This is a genomic window from Marinicella pacifica (assembly GCF_014636635.1).
Classification (GTDB): Bacteria; Pseudomonadota; Gammaproteobacteria; order Xanthomonadales; family Marinicellaceae; genus Marinicella; species Marinicella pacifica.
Genome location: NZ_BMEO01000003.1, coordinates 110,855 through 128,358 on the forward strand (window position 1 = coordinate 110,855; position 17,504 = coordinate 128,358).

The following is a 17,504-nucleotide window of genomic DNA, read 5'->3' on the forward strand; positions in this document are numbered from 1 at the left end:
ATTGAAAAAATGATTGAAATTCTGAAGTTCAAGGAAGGAAACGCAAGTAATAGCAATAGCTATTGCTAAGTTTTATGACGCAGAAATTCAGGATTTCAGACATTTTTACTTAATTCACGACTTATGCAGAGGTCTCTTATTATAAGCCATCTACAAATATAAGGACTTTTGGTCATTTTAAAAGGTGTCTTGTCAATTTTATGTCGCTGCATAATTCAAATTAACGCGGTTTTAATAAATAAAGCATTTTTTATCGGTTTATGGTCATTCAGGACGTGGTTATCCTCTAAGACCATCGATTTATAACGGCTTTTTGCTTATAATCGGCGCTTTCTTAAAAAACGAGCAAGTCATGAGCGATTTTCGTATCGAAAAAGACAGCATGGGTGAATTGAAAGTCCCGGCTGATGCTTTATACGGTGCCCAAACCCAGCGTGCCGTGAACAATTTCCCCATCAGTGGATTAACCATGCCGCCGGCCTTTATTAAAGCTTTGGGATTGGTTAAAAAAGCCGCGGCCCAGGCCAATGAGCAGTTGGGTCATTTAGCCAAAGACAAGAGTCAGGCGATTCAAGCGGCGGCGGATCAGGTTATCCGTGGTGATATGAACAGGCATTTTCCCATTGATGTGTTTCAGACCGGTTCAGGCACCAGTTCAAACATGAACTGCAATGAAGTGATAGCCCACTTGGCATCCACGAAGGAACTCATGATACACCCCAACGATCACGTCAATATGGGACAAAGTTCAAACGATGTGGTCCCAACGGCGATTGCGGTAAGTAATGCCTTGGATGTGGCACAAAACTTAATTCCGGCCATGCATACTTTTATTGCTGCCTGTCAGGCGAAGGCACAGCAGTTAAACGCAGTGGTTAAAACCGGTCGTACCCATTTAATGGATGCCATGCCGGTGACTTTTGGTCAGGAACTGAATACCTGGGCGAGCACCATGCAAAGTAATGTGGACCGTTTAAGTGATGCCTTAAAACGGGTTTGTCAATTGCCGCAGGGGGGCACCGCTGTCGGTACCGGTGTCAATGCGGACAGTCGTTTTGGTGCACTTTTTGCCGAGAAAATATCAAAATTAAGCGGCTTACATTTTACCAGTATGGCCAACAAATTTGATGGCATCAGTACCCAGGATAACATTGTGGAGCTGTCCGGTCAGCTGCGGGTTTCGGCGGTGACATTAATGAAAATAGCCAATGATTTACGTTGGATGAATTCAGGACCCCTGGCAGGTATTGGTGAAATTGAGTTGCCCAGCTTGCAGCCCGGCAGCAGCATTATGCCGGGTAAGGTCAATCCGGTGATTCCTGAAGCGGTGACCATGGTGTGTGCACAGGTTATCGGTAATGACACCACTGTAACCGTGGCCGGTCAGTCGGGCAACTTTCAACTCAATGTGATGTTGCCGGTGATTGTTTATAACTGTTTGCAGAGTATCGATATTTTAAGTAGCGGTATAAAACAATTGGCGAAGCAATGTATTGAAGGTTTTCATGTCAATCACGAGAAGGTCTCTGAAAGTGTGGGCAAAAACCCGATTTTAGTGACCGCATTGAACCCGGTGATTGGCTATGAACTGGGGGCAAAAATTGCCAAAAAAGCGTATCAGGAAAAACGTTCCGTGATTGAAGTAACCAAAGAAATGACTGATCTCAGTGAACAGGAGATTAAAGTTATTTTAGACCCGATTAAATTAACCCTCGGTGGGCTGGAGAAAGAATAATGAAATATATGATAAAAACTTTGATGGTAATACTGTTGACCGGAGTGGTTGTGGCCAAGGAGCTGCCCTCATGGGGCATGACAGAAAGTCAGTACAAAATGCCCAATTTCACCAACAAAATGCAAAAAATCGGTGATCAGGCGGTGAAAAACGACTGGTTATTGAAAATTACGGCACCCAAGGATTGGCACGGTAAAATTCGTGCCGCTTTAAGTCAACAAGGGGCGAAAAATGTACAGATTAACTTTAAAGACTCCCTGTATAAAAGCATCACCATATCCGCAACACCGGGCATGGAGCTGAAGTCAACCACCGTCGAAACCACGCTACCGGCGGTGGCCAAAAAACAAGTGGTCATTGATAAGCCTGAAATGGACACGGAGATTGAAGCACCTGAATTTGATAACAATTTTAAGGCAGGTGATATTTTGGCCGATATGGACGAACTTGAACTGACCCTGCCGGATAATGGTAAAACGGAGAAAAAACCGCGACAGATAACTCATGCATCGAATCAGCAAGTTGTCAAAGCCGACAGCCGCGAAACCAGCAATCAACCTGAAACATCGCAATCAGACGCTCAAAACCAAGATAAAGCACTCATAAAAGAAAATTTGAGAAAACGTTATGCCAGAAGCAAAACCGTGGATCGAACCATCAGCTACGAAAATATTACAGACGAAGATGAGTTAATTGTGTCTGACGATGTGGTGCTGGTAAAACGTTATGTCAACCGGGGTGTGGCCATTTATTACTGGATGCAGGAAGCCTATAACCCCGAGACGCATCATTTGATTGATAAAGGCAGTGGCAAGTTCGCTAAGATTGGAGATGCTTCTTCGGATTCAGAGAAACCGATTGCAGATAACCATTCAAATGATGAGGATTCCGGTAAAATAGACAATCCGGCCGCCAAATTCTTTGATTTTGTGGCCGTAACAGACGATCTGGACAGGCAAGATCAGCTGCGCCGAGATTATATTCGTAATAAATCGGTTAACAACACCATTAAAGCGTCTCAGTTAAATCCGAAAGATATTTTATATGTATCCAATCATACCGTATTGGTTGAAAGACCATTGGGTAACAGCCGCAGTGCCTATTTTTGGCTGGTGGGAGACACCCGTATTGAACAGCCCATAGAACACACAGGCCCGAATAAATTTGTGATTCAATAAATTGATACTGCGTTATAGCCATATACAATTGATTCGACTGGCGGGGCTGATTATTTGGCTCAGCCTGTCGATTCCTCTGGTTTTGCATTATGATTCAGTCATAACCCGGCCATTTTTGGTGTATGGTTTGGCCCACATCAGTTTTGGCGTGGTATTTTGGCTGGCCACTTTAAATTTTAAAAACAGTCTGTACAACACCAGCGGCTGGTTGGCGGTGATTATGATGGTGGTTTTTGTGCTGGTGATTAATCACATTACTGACAGTGCCACCGGTATTTTCTACGCCTTAATTATCTCAGTATTATTACCCTGGCTGTTTCCGGTGGGCTTGAGTTTATTTGTGTTGGCAGCTTATAACTTATTGATTGGTCTTCAATTTGGTTACATCGGTGCGGAATTGAATAACCCGACCTTTCAATATGTGCTGTTTTTTGTTTACCTCGGGGTGTCGGTGTTTTCTTTTATCATCTCTTTGACGGCTTTTAAACAGCAGCATGATAAAGAACAACTGCGGTTATTAAACACCGAACTTAAAGCCACGCAAGTGCTATTGGCGGACAGTTCCCGTATCAATGAACGCTTGCGGATATCACGGGAATTACATGATCTGGTGGGCCATCATTTAACCGCTTTAACCCTTAATTTAGAAGCTGCCAGTCATTTGACCGAAGGCAAGCCGCAAAGCTATGTCAAAAAATCTCAGTCCATCGCACGCCTGTTGCTGGCTGACGTGCGTGAAGTGGTGGGGCAGTTCAGACAAAGCGGTACGTTAAACTTGGGTCAGGCCATTGATGAACTGTTGAATGACCTACCGGGGTTAAAAGTGAATAAAGACATACCGGATGAGTTGATGGTGGAAGATCCGCGGCTGGCGCAAACCTTATTGCGCTGCACCCAGGAATTAATTACCAATACCTTAAAACATGCCAAAGCCCACCGATTATGGGTTAAGCTGTGCACTCAAGACCAACAATTGATTCTGAGTGTGCGTGATGACGGTTTGGGATTGGGTGACAAGTCATTTGGCAATGGATTAAAAGGCATTCAGGAACGGGTGGCGATTATGAACGGAACCTTTGAAATCAATGATAAAAACGGTGCCTGTGTGCGCTTAACCTTTCCAATATAAACGGGAGAGAGAAAATGATAAAAGTACTACTGGTCGATGACCAAAATCTTGTGCGACAAGGTGTTCAGGCTTTGTTGGAACTGGCCGATGACATCGAAGTAATTGGTGAAGCCCGCTCCGGACAGGAAGCGGTTAAAATGATTCCCGAAATTAAACCGGATGTGGTGCTGTTGGATATGCGCATGCCGGGCATGTCAGGTTTGGATGTTTTGCATGAATTAGCAAAAACCCAACAACTTCCACCGACCATTATTCTCACCACTTTTGACGACGAAGAATTAATCCTGGCCGGGGTCAAAGCCGGTGCCAAAGGGTATTTACTCAAAGATGTGCCGCTTGAAGAATTGGTGGAAGGCATTAAACAGGTGGCCGCCGGTAAAACCATTGTTCGTCCGCAGATTACTGAAAAAATACTGGACAGTGTGGAAGGCCTGAAAAATGAATTCATGAGCCTTGAGCGCCCTGATCCATTAACCAACCGGGAAACTGAGATTTTACGTTTAATGGCCGGTGGTTACAGTAATAAAGAAATCGCCAATTCAATCTTTGTGGCTGAAGGTACGGTTAAAAACCATGTGTCCAATATCTTATCTAAACTCGGTGTCCGGGATCGCACCCGTGCCGTGTTAAAGGCACTTGAATTAGGTTTAATCTAAAGTTATGAATAATGAATTTGAACTAAGAGCCACCACATCACCGCATTGGGTGAAAGTGGCTTTAGCTGATTTTGATGCCTTTTTAAAAGACCACGCTGCCTGTGAGCGCAAAGCAGCGGCTCTGGCCATGTCGATGGTACAACATTACCCCGATAAACCGGATTTAATCCGTGGCATGATCGATCTGGCTATGGAAGAAATGGCGCATTTTCGGGAAGTGATTAAAATTATGCTGGCCAAAGGCTTGCAACAAGACAATGATGAAAAAGATCCGTATATTAAAGCCCTGTTAAAGCACATGGGCAAAGGCAAAAAAGCCTATTTGTTAGACCGGTTGCTGATTTTTAGTATTGTCGAAAAACGTGGTCATGAGCGCTTTCATCTGGTGGGTGAAGCCCTTGAGGACGCAAAACTAAAAGATTTTTATCAGCGCTTAGCCCGTGCTGAATACCGACATTACACCTTATTTATGGATTTGGCTTTGCAGTATTTTGATGAAACTGAGGTGAGGGCACGATTGGATGAACTGTTGGATGCTGAAGCTGAGATAATCAATAACTTACCCTTAAGAGCTGCCGTTCACTAACGGTGCAACCCTCCTTTCAGACTTACCTTGCGAACTACGGTCATGCCGTTAATCTGTCGACTGACTGTTATCAAGTCTGGCAGCATGTTTTAATCGTACCCATTTGTGGTGAGACATCTGATTGTCTGCAACAGCTCATCAGCGGGATTCAAGGTGACCGATATTTAATCGTCGCTTGTATTAATCGACCTGATAATCACCCTAAAAGCAGTCACTGGCAGCGACTAAATAAACAATTAATCAATCACTTATGTCAACAAGCCAATTCGGTCAGGCAAACGGCAAAAGGTTATTTTTTGTCTTTTAATTGCCACGATATCTGGTTGCTGGATTTTAATGATCAGCCGTTTGATGGTAACCAAGGCGTGGGTTTAGCCCGAAAAATGGCCGCAGATTCAGCCCTGCAGTTAATTGATCAACAAGCCATCAAAAGTCGCTGGATTCACAGCACCGATGCCGATGTGGTATTGCCGCCTGATTATTTTCAGGTGGCGGTAGATACAAAGTATGCTGCCTACAGTTTGGCTTTTCAGCATAGTAGCCATGACCCGGAAATCAATCAATGGCAGACACTGTATGATTTTAAATTAAGGTATTATCAGCAAGCCATGCGCTTTATCGGCTCGCCGTATGATTACATTCCACTCGGTAGCTGCCTGATTGTTCAAGCTGATGCGTATGCCAAGGTACGCGGATTTCCGATACGCAGTGGTGGTGAGGATTTTTATGTGCTGAATAAATTAACCAAAACAGGCCCAATCGCCCAACCAGACAAGCCGGTGATTCAGATTAAAAGCAGGTTATCGGACCGGGTGCCATTTGGTACGGGGCCGGCTCTACTGAAAATGAAAAACTCAGTTAAAACGTCACGTTTTTATCATCCACAGATATTTGCCGATATAAAAACCTGGTATCAGCAACTATATGATTATTATGAAAAGAAAGTTTTGCCCGATAACATCATTATTAATAATTTTTGGAACATTGAGCTGCTTTTACATAAAACCTTGCGACAAACCAAAACAGCTAAGCGCTGGCAGCAGTTTGTGATTGAATGGTTTGATGCGTTTAAACTATTAAAAACCGTGCATGCTTTGGAGATCAATTGGCCAAGACAGACGTTGGATGCGCTTCGGGAATTGGACTCTTTTTGGGCGTTGACTGAGGGGTTGGTTGTGCCACATTAGAGGGATAAGCTCTCGATCAGTCAACATGGAGTGCTGCTGAGCAGCACGACCCGCCGAGCCGGTTGGTGAGCGTAGCGAATCAGAGGCGAATAGCACGAAGTTATACGAAGTGTTCGCTGTGGCCGCTTTCACTTTTGTCGGGAACAAAAGTGAATGAAGTCCCAAGAACACACCCTTTTAAGTTGCCTGAGGCGGATTAGTTGGGATGAATTTGTGGAGAGGATGGATGAAATACATCCTGTATTTCACACTTCGTGCGCCTTTGGCGTCAAAAAAATTTCGGGAAAATTTTTTCATGTAACCCGTAGGGCGATATACAGGGATGTATAGCGTAAAATTCTTTCCAGAAGAATTTTTATTCATCGCATCCTTGTGATTCACCCCTTCGGGGCTAGCGTGATAGTTTGCTCCTGGCAAACTATTTGAACCGACTCAGATGCTCGCCCTCTCGAACAGTCAATTCATTTTGTTTACATATTCATAAGTTTTTTAAAAAATGTGAATACGGAGGGGTTATTCATAGGGATGGATGAAATACATCCTGTATTTCACACTTCGTGCGCCTTCGGCGTCAAATTTTGTTCCAGACAAAATTTTCGAACCAGCTCGGGTTCTCACCCTCAACCAGCGCCATTAAATAGCTGATTGAATCAGATATTTAATGGCGGTGAGAGAGGGATTCGAACCCTCGATAAGCTATTAACCTATACACACTTTCCAGGCGTGCTCCTTCAACCACTCGGACACCTCACCGCAAGGGTTGTGGATTTTACCTGTTTTCGTTGATAAATGGAACAATGATTGTTAAATCGTAGGGTTTTGATTTGATACTTTTTAAAAATTGGTCAACTCAGTTGTTTTATAACTGTCAATTCAACTTTATATTATAGGGTTGTCTTGTATGAATTTTAAAATGATGTGTCGAGAGGGATGGATCAAATACGTCCTGTATTTGCCACTTCGTGCGCCTGCGGCGTCAAAAAATGTTCCTGACATTTTTTTATTCATCGCGTCCCTGCGATTCACCCCTTCGGGGCTTGCGTGATAGTTTGCTCCGGGCAAACTATTCGAACCCTCGATAAGCTATTAACCTATACACAAGCTGATGTGAAAATTCATCGCTTCTTAAATCCTGCGGATTTAAACCGCAATGAATTTTGATGTGATGGTCTGCCGACGCCAGGCGTGCTCCTTCAACCACTCGGACACCTCACCGCAAGGGTTGTGGATTATACCTGTTTTCGTTTGTAAATGGAACAGTGATTGTTAAATCATAGGACATGCTTTATTTTTGACTGTTTTGTAATTGTTGGATGATTCGACTGCTGCCCATGATTTCTGAGGCTTCAATAACCACCATGATGGCACCGGGGTCAATGGCTTTAACCAGGCTTCTGAGTTGTGGAATACGGCGAGCATGGACGACCACAAACAACACGTGCTTGTTCTGATTTTGATTGAATCCGGTGCCCGATATCACGGTACCGTCACGGTGAAGTTGTTGGTTAATGGCTTGGCTGATTTCGCGGTATTGTTGTGAGACAATGTGAACGATTTTTTCACTGACACCGCCGGTGAGCAGCTTATCAATGACTTGTGCGGTAACGTAAATACTGATCATACTCCACAGCAGTTGTTCCATATCGCGAAAGATAAAACCCACGGTGATCAGTATAATCAAATCCATAAACAGCACCGTTTGGGCGGGTCTTATGGTGGTATATTGAGCAAGAATTCGGGCGACTATCGAAGTGCCACCGGCAGAAGCCTGGGCTTTGAGCACCAAAGCAATGCCGATGCCGGCTAAAATGCCGCCGTACAAGGTTGATAATAATAAGCTGTGAAGCACAGGAAAGGATACGTACGCCGCTGTTACATCGACTAAAACAGCTGTGATTATCATGGTTATAATGCTGCGGATGGCAAAGCCTAGATCGAGAAAATGAAAACCGGCTATCAGTAAAGGGATATTCACCAGCAACATGGCCACACCCATCGATATATCACTGAGAAAATAGATAATCATGGCCATTCCGGGTGTCCCGCCGGTTAAAATTTTGGCAGGCACTAAAAACAAGGAAATGGCAGCGGCCATAAGTGCCGAACCGATCAGAATCTTCAGAAAATTCTTGCTTTCTTCAAGCCAAAAAATGCGTTGTGGTTTCATGTTGGTTTAAGTATTTTCGGGTTTGTCCCAGAGTCTCATCAAACCTTGTTGTGCCGTGGACGCCACTAATTTTCCATTAATATCAAAAACATGACCGGTTGCAAAGCCCCGTGCCTCAGATGCGCTGGGGCTGTCACAATCGTATAATAACCAGTCATCAATTTTTAATGGGCGGTGAAACCACATGGCATGGTCCAGGCTGGCAAATTGTAAGCGTGGATCCAGATAAGAAATCCCGTGGGGCAGGGTGGCGGTGGATACCAGGTGGTAATCAGAGACAAAGGTTAATAAAGTTCGGTGCACCACTTGATCATCCGGTAACGGAGAACGTGCCCGAAACCAAATTCGTTTTATGGGTTTTTTTGGGGTTTCGTCAAAAGGATCCACGTCATTAACAAAACGGAACTCAAACGGCCCTTGGGTGGTTAGGGTGCGTCGCATGCGGGGTGACAACTGGCGAATTTTATCAATGGGTATCAGGGTCTTTTCGGTGAGTTCGTCAGGGCCTGGGACATCGGGCATCGGTGCCTGATGATCAAAGCCGGATTCAAGTTTTTGAAAAGAACAAGACATAATCAAAATGGTTTTGCCATTTTGAATGGCAGAAACCCGGCGGTTACTGAAGGTGCGGCCATCACGCACCCGCTCAACCTCAAATATCACCGGCTTATGGCAATCACCCTCACGCAGAAAATAAGCATGCAGGGAGTGGACCTGATGCTCCCGGGTGGTGGAATAAGCGGCTTTGAGGGACTGCGCCAAAACCTGACCACCAAAGATTCGGCCGGTACCGATGTCTAAAGACTGTCCGCGAAACAGGTTTACTTCCAGGGTTTCCAGTGCAAAATACTGCAACAGGGTGTCGATGTCATTGTCTTGATTGGTCATAATTTATCGCATGGCTTCCAATGTTAATTAGACGGGTGCTTTGCATCACAGTTTGCCAAGGAAACAGAGGGCCCGGATCCATTTTACGCAAGATGGTATGAGACGGATTGTCCTCGGCCGGAATTCTGCGTTGATCCAAATCTTCATGGCCCACAATGTGTTGTAAGGCCGGCAACTGACGGCTCAGGTATTGAATCAGTTGAATTAATGCAGAAATTTGTTGATCCGGATAGGCTTCTTTCATGTTTTGGTGGTCGCTGTGGTACCAGTTGGGGTATCGGCCTGTGTTCACCAGTTCAATGCCGACACTGTTCTGGTTATGGTCTTTAACATGGTGCGCCACCCGATCCAGCGACACCCATTGGTACACCTTGCCGTTGCGATCAATGTAAAAGTGACCGCTGTTGCCGGTTCCACTGTCGTATAATATCTTTTCTCCATATTCCCGAGCCATGGCCAGGTCCGGTAATTCGGTGCAATGAATCACCAGTAGATTGATGGCCGTCAAAGGGCGTTTATAAAGCCGTGAATCATAGCTGAGTTTTTGTGGATGAATCTTCACTCGACGCTTGCATAAAAGCCGTGATTTTATCAAAATTATGCAGGCAGTGCTTGGCTGCAATAAAAAAATGTTATAGCATTTGCATTAGTTATTAAAAACCTTTAGAATTCGCCGGCTATGGCTCAGTCACTACCAGAATCCATTGATTTAAATGCTGCGGTGAGAAACCGCTGGCAATTGTCAGGTCAAATTAAATTATCCGATCTGCAGAGGATGCCACATGAACTGTTGCACAGTGAAGACAGTTTGATTGAATATGCTATTCAGTTTCAGACATCGCAAACAGTTCTGGGTGAAGCAATCATTAAGGTCAAAGGTGATTTAGAATTAATCTGTCAGCGCAGTTTAGAGCCATTTACTTACACCATTGAAAATGTAAGTACAGTTGGTTTTATCAGTGAAGTGGAAGATGAAGCCAAACTACCGCCGGATGTACTGGCCACATGGGTTGAAGACATGTTGGTTGACCCCAAGGCACTGGTGGAAGACGAAATATTATTATTGATTCCGGATTACCCGAATAAAACCGGAGCCAAATTAGACAGTAAATACCTCAGCGATGATGCTGATGAACCGGAAAGCGGCGGAGAAAATCCATTTTCCGTGTTAAAAGATTTAAAATAATTTTGGAGAACCTAAGATGGCAGTACAAAAAAGTCGAAAAACCCCTTCCAAACGAGGTATGCGACGTGCTCATGACAAATTAAAATCACGTACTTTATCTGTTGAGCCGGAAACCGGTGAAACCCACTTACGACACCATGTCAGTCCTGAAGGTTTTTACCGGGGTAAAGAAGTGATTCAGTTTGAGCCGGTTATCGAAGAATAATTAACCGAATGCCTGGTAATTATTGGATCGTGGATGTCGCGGTTAATCAGGCAAAATTGAGCGCATCAAAGGGTGAATCAGTGATTTGCCCTTTGTGTTTTTGGGGCTTTTAAAATGGTGTGTGTGGCAGTCGATTTGATGGGCGGTGATACACCGGTTGAAGACCGGTTTAATGCCGTGCTTAAATTTGCCAGAAAAAACCCTGCCGTTGACCTATTGGTTTTTGTGGCGGCGCCTTTTGCCCAACAGCTCAAACAAAAAGCCGGACAGTTACCCGATAATTGGGTAACCGAAGTGTGTGTTTCACAAATCATGATGTCCGAAAGCCCACTGGCGGCCTTGCGCAACAAGCAGGACAGCAGTTTGTCGATGGCCATCAAAGCCATACAGGAAAACCGGGCTGATGCTGTCTTATCGGCGGGTAACACCGGTGCACTGGTGGCATTTGCGAAATACTGGTTAAAACTGATGCGCCCCATTGAAAGACCGGCATTGGCCACAGTTTTGCCCGGTCAGCCCAAACCCACCTTGCTTTTAGATGTGGGGGCCAGTCTGGAATACCGGGCCCAGGATTTTTATAATTTGGCCGAATTGGGTGTGCAGATGGCACCTCGCTTAATACCCGGTTTAAAAAACCCTGAAGTGGCTTTGTTAAATGTAGGTACCGAACACATTAAAGGCCATGACACCATTCAGCAAGCCGATCATCTGTTACAGCAATCGCCGCACAATTACAGCGGATTTTGTGAAGGCAGTGACTTATTCAACGGCCGCTATGATGTGATTTGCTGCGATGGCTTTGTCGGGAACATCACCTTAAAAGCCTGTGAGGGATTGATAAAAAGCATACAGCATCAAAACCGTCGCCTGGGTTGGCGACGGTGGATACCGGGATTTAAAACTGTTAATTTAAATCCGGCACAATATAATGGGGCATTATTGCTTGGATTAGACGGTTTGGTGGTGAAATCACACGGGCATTCTGGGGCTGATGCTTTCTTCCATGCTTTGCAACGCACCACAAATTACGTTAACACCTTTAAAGTCGCCCGATAAGAGAACGAAGAATGAGAACATATGCACGCATAAGCAGTACCGGTAGCGCGTTACCCGAGAAAATTTTGACTAATTCCGATCTGGAAAAGATGGTTGATACGGATGATCAATGGATTCAGGATCGCACCGGTATTAAACAGCGGCATGTGGCGGTTGACGGAGAAACGACCTCGACCTTGGCTGTTCAAGCGGCGAAACAAGCTTTGCAACGGGCCAATATGACCGCAGATGAACTGGATTTGATTGTGGTGGGCACCACCACCCCGGACTTGGTTTTTCCCAGTACCGCCTGTTTGGTTCAAAAAGCCCTGGGTTGTCCGGGCATCACCGCCTTCGATGTGAATGCAGCGTGTAGCGGTTCCATTTATGCCCTTGGTGTGGCGGATAAATTTATTCAGACCGGCCAACATAAAAAAGCGCTGGTGATTGGTGCTGAAACCCTGACAAGAATGGTGGACTGGACGGACCGGGCGACCTGTGTTTTATTTGGTGACGGTGCCAGCGCCATTATTTTAGAACCCTCACAAGAGCCCGGCATTTTATCCACCCATTTACATGCCGATGGCTCACATGATGATTTACTGAATGCCACCGTGGGCGTATCCAGTGGGTTGAAAAATGAACCCAATGGTGGTTTAAAAATCCGCATGAAAGGCAATGAGGTGTTTAAAACAGCGGTTTTGACCTTGGGCAAAATTGTCACCCAGACATTAAAGGCCAACCACATGAAAAAATCAGATGTGGATTGGTTAATCCCCCATCAGGCCAATTTGCGAATTATTGCCGCCACCGCCAAAAAACTGAACATGGATATGGATCAGGTGATTGTGACGGTGGATAAACACGGAAATACGTCGGCAGCGTCGGTGGGTCTGGCTTTGGATGAGGCCATCAGTTCAGGGAAAATCAAACGGGGTGAAGTGCTATTGCTGGAAGCCTTTGGTGGTGGATTTACCTGGGGTTCTGCCTTAATAAAATACTGATTTTAAAGGAGAAGTTATGCAATTAGAACAACAAGTGGCTTTGGTTACCGGCGCCAGTCGCGGCATCGGTAAAAGCATCGCTGAAACACTGGCCCAAGCCGGTGCAGTTGTGATTGGAACAGCCACCAGTGAATCCGGTGCCGGCGCCATCAGTGACTATTTATCTGCCTACGGCGGGCAGGGGCGGGTGTTGGATGTCACCGATGATGACAGTGTTCAGCAGCTGGTGACGGGCTTAAAAGAGGCCAGCGGCTTGCCGCAGATTCTGGTAAACAATGCCGGAATTACAGAAGATAAATTGTTAATGCGCATGTCAGCCACCGATTGGCAGCGGGTTCTGGACACCAATTTATCGGCCATTTACCGTATGAGCAAAGCGTTTATTCGCGGCATGATGAAGACGCGCAACGGCCGCATCATTAACATTGGGTCAGTGATTGGTTCAATGGGTAACGCCGGTCAAAGCAATTACGCCGCAGCCAAGGCCGGATTAATCGGCTTTTCAAAAGCACTGGCTCAGGAAGTGGGTGCGCGTGGTATCACCGTTAATGTGGTGGCGCCGGGTTATATCCAGACCGATATGACGGCTGATTTGCCGGAAGACCAAAAAACCGCCTTATTGGATAAAATTCCATTGCAAAAGCTGGGTGAAACCGATGACATTGCCCGGGCGGTGTTGTTTTTGGCTGCGGAATCAGGTCGTTATATCACAGGCGAAACCTTGCATGTCAACGGTGGCATGTATATGGCTTAATCACGGTCAAGTTCATCGGTCATAAACAGACGTTTGAAATAAATAGTGGTTTTTAGCTAAGCTGGGGACATTTATTGGTGGAAAAATCAGTGAAGCTTGCATACAATATAATTTTTTAAAGACAGGTAATGAACACATGAGTGACATTGAAAATAAAGTAAAAGAAATTGTTGTTGAGCAGTTGGACCTTGATGTCAGTGCATCAGAATTAAACAACAGCGCTTCATTTGTCGATGACTTGGGGGCGGATTCTTTGGATACGGTTGAATTGGTGATGGCTTTGGAGGAAGAATTTGAATGTGAAATTCCTGAAGAAGATGCCGAAAAAATCACCACTGTTCAACAAGCCATCGATTACGTCACGGCGAACGTTTAAGTTGTTCACAGCGTAACCTATTAAAGGCCGCGTTAAACCGTGGCTTTTTTTATTTGTGCAAATTATTTATGGGGACTACTATGCAAAAACGTCGAGTGGTGGTGACCGGCATGGGAATTGTCTCGCCGGTGGGAAACCAGTTAAAAACAGCCTGGGATAATATTTTAAACGGCGTCAGTGGAATTGGCCCTATCAGTCACTTTGACACCACTGACTTTGCGGCAAAAATTGCCGGTGAAGTGAAAGATTTTGATGTGTCAAAATACCTGTCAGCCAAGGATGCCAAAAAAATGGATCCTTTTATTCACTATGCCATGGCCGCCGGTACCGATGCCATTGAGGATGCGGGATTAGAAGTTTCTGAGGCCAATGCCGAGCGCATCGGTGTCTATGTGGGCGCCGGTATTGGTGGTATTTTGGGTATTCAAGAAACCACCGAAACCTGGCTGGAAAGAGGGCCGAGAAGAATTTCACCTTTCTTCATTCCCAGTACCATTATCAATATGGCTTCGGGTAATCTAAGCATCAAATACGGATTAAAAGGTCCCAACCTGGCGATGGTGTCTGCCTGCAGTTCGGCCACCCACAGCATTGGCATGGCTTATCGCAGTATTCAATATGGTGATGCTGATGTCATGATCTGCGGTGGGGCGGAATATGCTTCAACGCCGATTGCGATTGGTGGTTTTTCGCAATCTAAAGCCTTGTCCACACGTAACGATGAGCCCACCAAAGCCTCCAGGCCCTGGGATCAGGAACGGGATGGGTTTGTATTGGGTGATGGTGCCGGGGTTTTGGTGCTGGAAACCTTGGAGCATGCTCAAGCCCGGGGAGCCAGAATTTATGCGGAAATGGTTGGTTTTGGCATGAGCTCAGATGCGCATCATATGACCGCACCGTCACCCGGCGGTGAAGGTGCCGCCCGTTGCATGACCCATGCCATCAAAGATTCGGGATTGGCTAAAACCGACTTTGATTACATCAATGCCCATGGCACATCAACGCCTCAGGGTGATGTGGGTGAAAGTGATGCAGTGAAAATGACTTTTGGTGACCAGGCCTATCATCTGGCGGTGAGTTCCACCAAATCCATGACCGGTCATTTATTGGGTGCCGCCGGTGGTATAGAGGCCATTTTCAGTGTCTTGGCGATAAAAGACCAGATGCTGCCGCCCACCATTAATCTGGATAACCCGGATCCTGCCTGTGATTTGGATTATGTGCCCAATCAGTCCAGATCAGCCCATATCAATGCGGTGATGTCCAACTCGTTTGGCTTTGGCGGCACGAACGGCTCAGTTGTCTTTAAAAAATTTGCCGGTCATGAATGACTGAATCGCCCCCACCGGTGATAGAACGCCTTGAGGTTCCGCCTTCCTGTATTCATCTGGCTGCCAGCGATAAGGATTTTTTTCCCGGTCTATTAGAAAGCCAGTCGGGTGAAGGTATGAATGCCCGGTATGACATTCTTTTTGCCGCACCACTACAAACCCGGGTGGCTTATAATGCAGACCAGTTGATTGATTTGCTGACGGTCATAGATCAACAGCCTTCATCTAAGCCATCAAAGCTGCCCTTTGAGCACGGTTGGCTGGTGTATTTTTCTTATGAAGCGGTCAATTGCTGGCAACCAAAACTCTCGTTGCCCCCGCAGCAGGTTTTGGCTGCCGCCATTCTTTGTGCAGGTGCTGTCGTGATTGATCGAGTCACCCAAACAGCCTTTATCAGCGGACAATCTCAACAGGTTGTTGATGCAATTAAAAACCGTATCAAAAGACTAAATACCGGTGTTTTGGTACACAATACTTATTATTTGAAACAGCTTGAATCAGCCCAATTGTTTCATCGGGGCATTGAAACCTGTCAGCAGTATATACGTCGCGGTGATATTTATCAGGCCAATCTGTCGCGTCAATGGCTTTATCACAGCCAGGACAGCAATCCAAGTGCTGCCGGTTTATTTGCACGCTTAAAAAAAACCAATCCGGCCCCCTTTGCCGCCCTGTTTCAGTACCGCGAATGGGCCATTGTCAGTTCATCGCCCGAACGCTTGTTTAATGTTAATAATGGCTGTGTCAGTACCCGCCCCATAGCCGGTACCCATCCGAGGGGTCATAATTCAAAAGCCGATCGTCTGCAGATTAAACGTTTAATATCAGATGATAAAGAGCAGGCTGAGCACATTATGCTGGTTGATTTAGAGCGCAATGACATCGGTCGGGTCTGTGAGCCGGGATCGGTACAAGTGAATGAATTGATGGTGGTAGAAACCTACCCTCATGTGCACCACATCGTGTCAAATGTGCAGGGTCGGTTGCGAACAGATGTGGGCTTATCAGCGGTGATTAAAGCCTTGTTTCCGGGTGGTACAATCACCGGCTGCCCTAAAATACGCTGTATGCAGATTATTGCCGAAATTGAACAGCGTCCGAGAGGTGCTTACACCGGGAGTATTGGTTATATCAACCACCAGGGTCAATCGGATTTTAATATCCTGATTCGCACCCTTTCTTTACAGGGCACAATGGTTCAATTTAATGCTGGTGCGGGAATTGTTCATGATTCTGATGCGCACAGAGAAACCGAAGAAACTGAGCACAAAGCACAAGGCATGATTCGGGCCCTGAACGGATGATTATCGGCGCCTCCTTTAATACCGGTGACATCAGCCAGTGGGAAAACCGCTGTTTAATGTATGGGGACGGGGTTTTTGAAACCATGCGATACAAAAGCCAGCGGGTGGCTTTGTGGCCCTGGCATGTAGCGCGTTTACAAAAATCTCTGGCTTATTTGCAGATGGACTTAAGCGATCTTACATCCATCGAAAATTGTATTAACGAACAGACAGATTATGATCAGTCAGTGCTGCGATTGACTGTATTTCGTCAGCAGTCGCAACGCGGTTATCCGCCAGTCAGTCGTGACACGCACTGGCTTATCAGCCGATTCCCTTTTCAGGCACAAGGCGGACCGCAAATTTTGGGATTGGCCGGCCGCCATTTGTCACCACAACCTTTGTTAAAGGGCTTAAAACACCTCAACCGTTTACCACAAATACTGATTGCCGCTGAGTTAAATGGCCGGCACGTAGATGATTTGTTGGTTTGTAACCAAAGGGGTGATGTGATTGAAACCACCTGCCAGAATCTGCTGGTTGTCAAAGACGGACAACTTTACACCCCGGACACACAAGATTGCGGGGTGAACGGTGTGGCACTGAGCTGGTTAAATGAGCAATTGCCGATCGAAACCAAACGCCTGGATTTGACCGATATTAAACAGGCTGACGCGATAATGACTGCCAATGCCGTTCACGGTTTTCGGACGGTATCTTCAATAAAAACGCTGGCTAAGTTTCAGACTAATCACCCAATCTGCGATAGAATAAGCCGATTATGGCAACAACTGATTGACTGAT

18 protein-coding genes and 1 tRNA gene are annotated in these 17,504 nt (G+C 45.7%); 15 read left to right on the top strand and 4 right to left on the bottom strand.

Annotated features, from left to right (window positions below; translation table 11 throughout):
• Positions 1-352 precede the first annotated feature (352 nt).
• From IEV16_RS04520 to IEV16_RS04545, 6 genes are read left to right on the top strand one after another with little or no spacing between them, the layout of a single operon-like run.
• Positions 353-1,735, top strand: coding sequence for a class II fumarate hydratase (locus tag IEV16_RS04520; protein WP_188364494.1), 1,383 nt, complete (start codon positions 353-355; stop codon positions 1,733-1,735).
• The gene (locus IEV16_RS04525) at positions 1,735-2,913 is read left to right on the top strand and encodes a hypothetical protein (protein ID WP_188364495.1); all 1,179 of its coding nucleotides are present in this window, start codon (positions 1,735-1,737) and stop codon (positions 2,911-2,913) included. The genes IEV16_RS04520 and IEV16_RS04525 overlap by 1 nt, the downstream gene beginning before the upstream one ends.
• 1 nt (position 2,914) lies before the next feature.
• Positions 2,915-4,042 (top strand): sensor histidine kinase, encoded by a 1,128-nt coding sequence (locus IEV16_RS04530; RefSeq protein ID WP_188364496.1) that lies wholly within the window; start codon positions 2,915-2,917, stop codon positions 4,040-4,042.
• Positions 4,043-4,056: 14 nt separating this feature from the next.
• A complete protein-coding gene (locus IEV16_RS04535) occupies positions 4,057-4,698 on the top strand; it encodes a response regulator (protein ID WP_188364497.1) in 642 nt (213 codons plus the stop codon).
• A 4-nt stretch (positions 4,699-4,702) separates the two neighbouring features.
• On the top strand, positions 4,703-5,284 hold the full coding sequence (locus IEV16_RS04540; protein ID WP_188364498.1) for a MiaE family protein: 582 nt from the start codon (positions 4,703-4,705) through the stop codon (positions 5,282-5,284).
• 2 nt (positions 5,285-5,286) lie between these two features.
• Positions 5,287-6,471, top strand: coding sequence for a glycosyltransferase family protein (locus IEV16_RS04545; RefSeq protein WP_188364499.1), 1,185 nt, complete (start codon positions 5,287-5,289; stop codon positions 6,469-6,471).
• A gap of 662 nt (positions 6,472-7,133) precedes the next feature.
• Here the strand turns inward: IEV16_RS04545 and IEV16_RS04550 are convergent.
• The 4 genes from IEV16_RS04550 to IEV16_RS04565 form a co-directional block, all read right to left on the bottom strand.
• Positions 7,134-7,224 (bottom strand) — tRNA-Ser (locus IEV16_RS04550).
• A 532-nt stretch (positions 7,225-7,756) separates the two neighbouring features.
• Positions 7,757-8,638 carry a YitT family protein gene (locus tag IEV16_RS04555; protein ID WP_188364500.1) on the bottom strand — a complete coding sequence of 294 codons (882 nt, stop codon included), beginning with the start codon at positions 8,636-8,638 and terminating at the stop codon, positions 7,757-7,759.
• A 6-nt stretch (positions 8,639-8,644) separates the two neighbouring features.
• Positions 8,645-9,526 (bottom strand): acyl-CoA thioesterase, encoded by an 882-nt coding sequence (locus IEV16_RS04560; protein WP_188364501.1) that lies wholly within the window; start codon positions 9,524-9,526, stop codon positions 8,645-8,647.
• Entirely contained in the window at positions 9,507-10,088 is a 582-nt protein-coding gene (locus IEV16_RS04565) for an N-acetylmuramoyl-L-alanine amidase (protein ID WP_188364502.1), read from the bottom strand. Before IEV16_RS04565 ends, IEV16_RS04560 begins: the two co-directional genes overlap by 20 nt.
• Positions 10,089-10,205: 117 nt before the next feature.
• Between IEV16_RS04565 and IEV16_RS04570 the strand changes: the two genes are divergently transcribed.
• The 9 genes from IEV16_RS04570 to IEV16_RS04610 all read left to right on the top strand — a co-directional run bounded on the left by IEV16_RS04570 (position 10,206) and on the right by IEV16_RS04610 (position 17,503).
• Positions 10,206-10,712, top strand: a complete 507-nt coding sequence (locus IEV16_RS04570) for a YceD family protein (protein WP_188364503.1) — start codon at positions 10,206-10,208, stop codon at positions 10,710-10,712.
• A 16-nt stretch (positions 10,713-10,728) separates the two neighbouring features.
• Positions 10,729-10,917 carry a 50S ribosomal protein L32 gene (gene rpmF, locus IEV16_RS04575; RefSeq protein WP_188364504.1) on the top strand — a complete coding sequence of 63 codons (189 nt, stop codon included), beginning with the start codon at positions 10,729-10,731 and terminating at the stop codon, positions 10,915-10,917.
• A gap of 114 nt (positions 10,918-11,031) precedes the next feature.
• Positions 11,032-11,973, top strand: coding sequence for a phosphate acyltransferase (locus IEV16_RS04580; protein ID WP_188364505.1), 942 nt, complete (start codon positions 11,032-11,034; stop codon positions 11,971-11,973).
• Between the two features lie 11 nt (positions 11,974-11,984).
• The gene (locus IEV16_RS04585; RefSeq protein WP_188364506.1) at positions 11,985-12,956 is read left to right on the top strand and encodes a beta-ketoacyl-ACP synthase III; all 972 of its coding nucleotides are present in this window, start codon (positions 11,985-11,987) and stop codon (positions 12,954-12,956) included.
• 16 nt (positions 12,957-12,972) lie between these two features.
• On the top strand, positions 12,973-13,710 hold the full coding sequence (gene fabG / locus IEV16_RS04590) for a 3-oxoacyl-ACP reductase FabG (protein WP_188364507.1): 738 nt from the start codon (positions 12,973-12,975) through the stop codon (positions 13,708-13,710).
• A 136-nt stretch (positions 13,711-13,846) separates the two neighbouring features.
• Positions 13,847-14,086, top strand: a complete 240-nt coding sequence (gene acpP / locus IEV16_RS04595) for an acyl carrier protein (protein WP_188364508.1) — start codon at positions 13,847-13,849, stop codon at positions 14,084-14,086.
• Between the two features lie 80 nt (positions 14,087-14,166).
• A complete protein-coding gene (gene fabF, locus IEV16_RS04600; RefSeq protein WP_188364509.1) occupies positions 14,167-15,417 on the top strand; it encodes a beta-ketoacyl-ACP synthase II in 1,251 nt (416 codons plus the stop codon).
• Positions 15,414-16,721, top strand: coding sequence for a chorismate-binding protein (locus tag IEV16_RS04605; protein ID WP_188364510.1), 1,308 nt, complete (start codon positions 15,414-15,416; stop codon positions 16,719-16,721). Before fabF ends, IEV16_RS04605 begins: the two co-directional genes overlap by 4 nt.
• Complete coding sequence (locus IEV16_RS04610; protein WP_188364511.1) at positions 16,718-17,503, top strand: aminotransferase class IV; 786 nt, start codon at positions 16,718-16,720, stop codon at positions 17,501-17,503. Before IEV16_RS04605 ends, IEV16_RS04610 begins: the two co-directional genes overlap by 4 nt.
• Position 17,504: the final 1 nt, after the last annotated feature.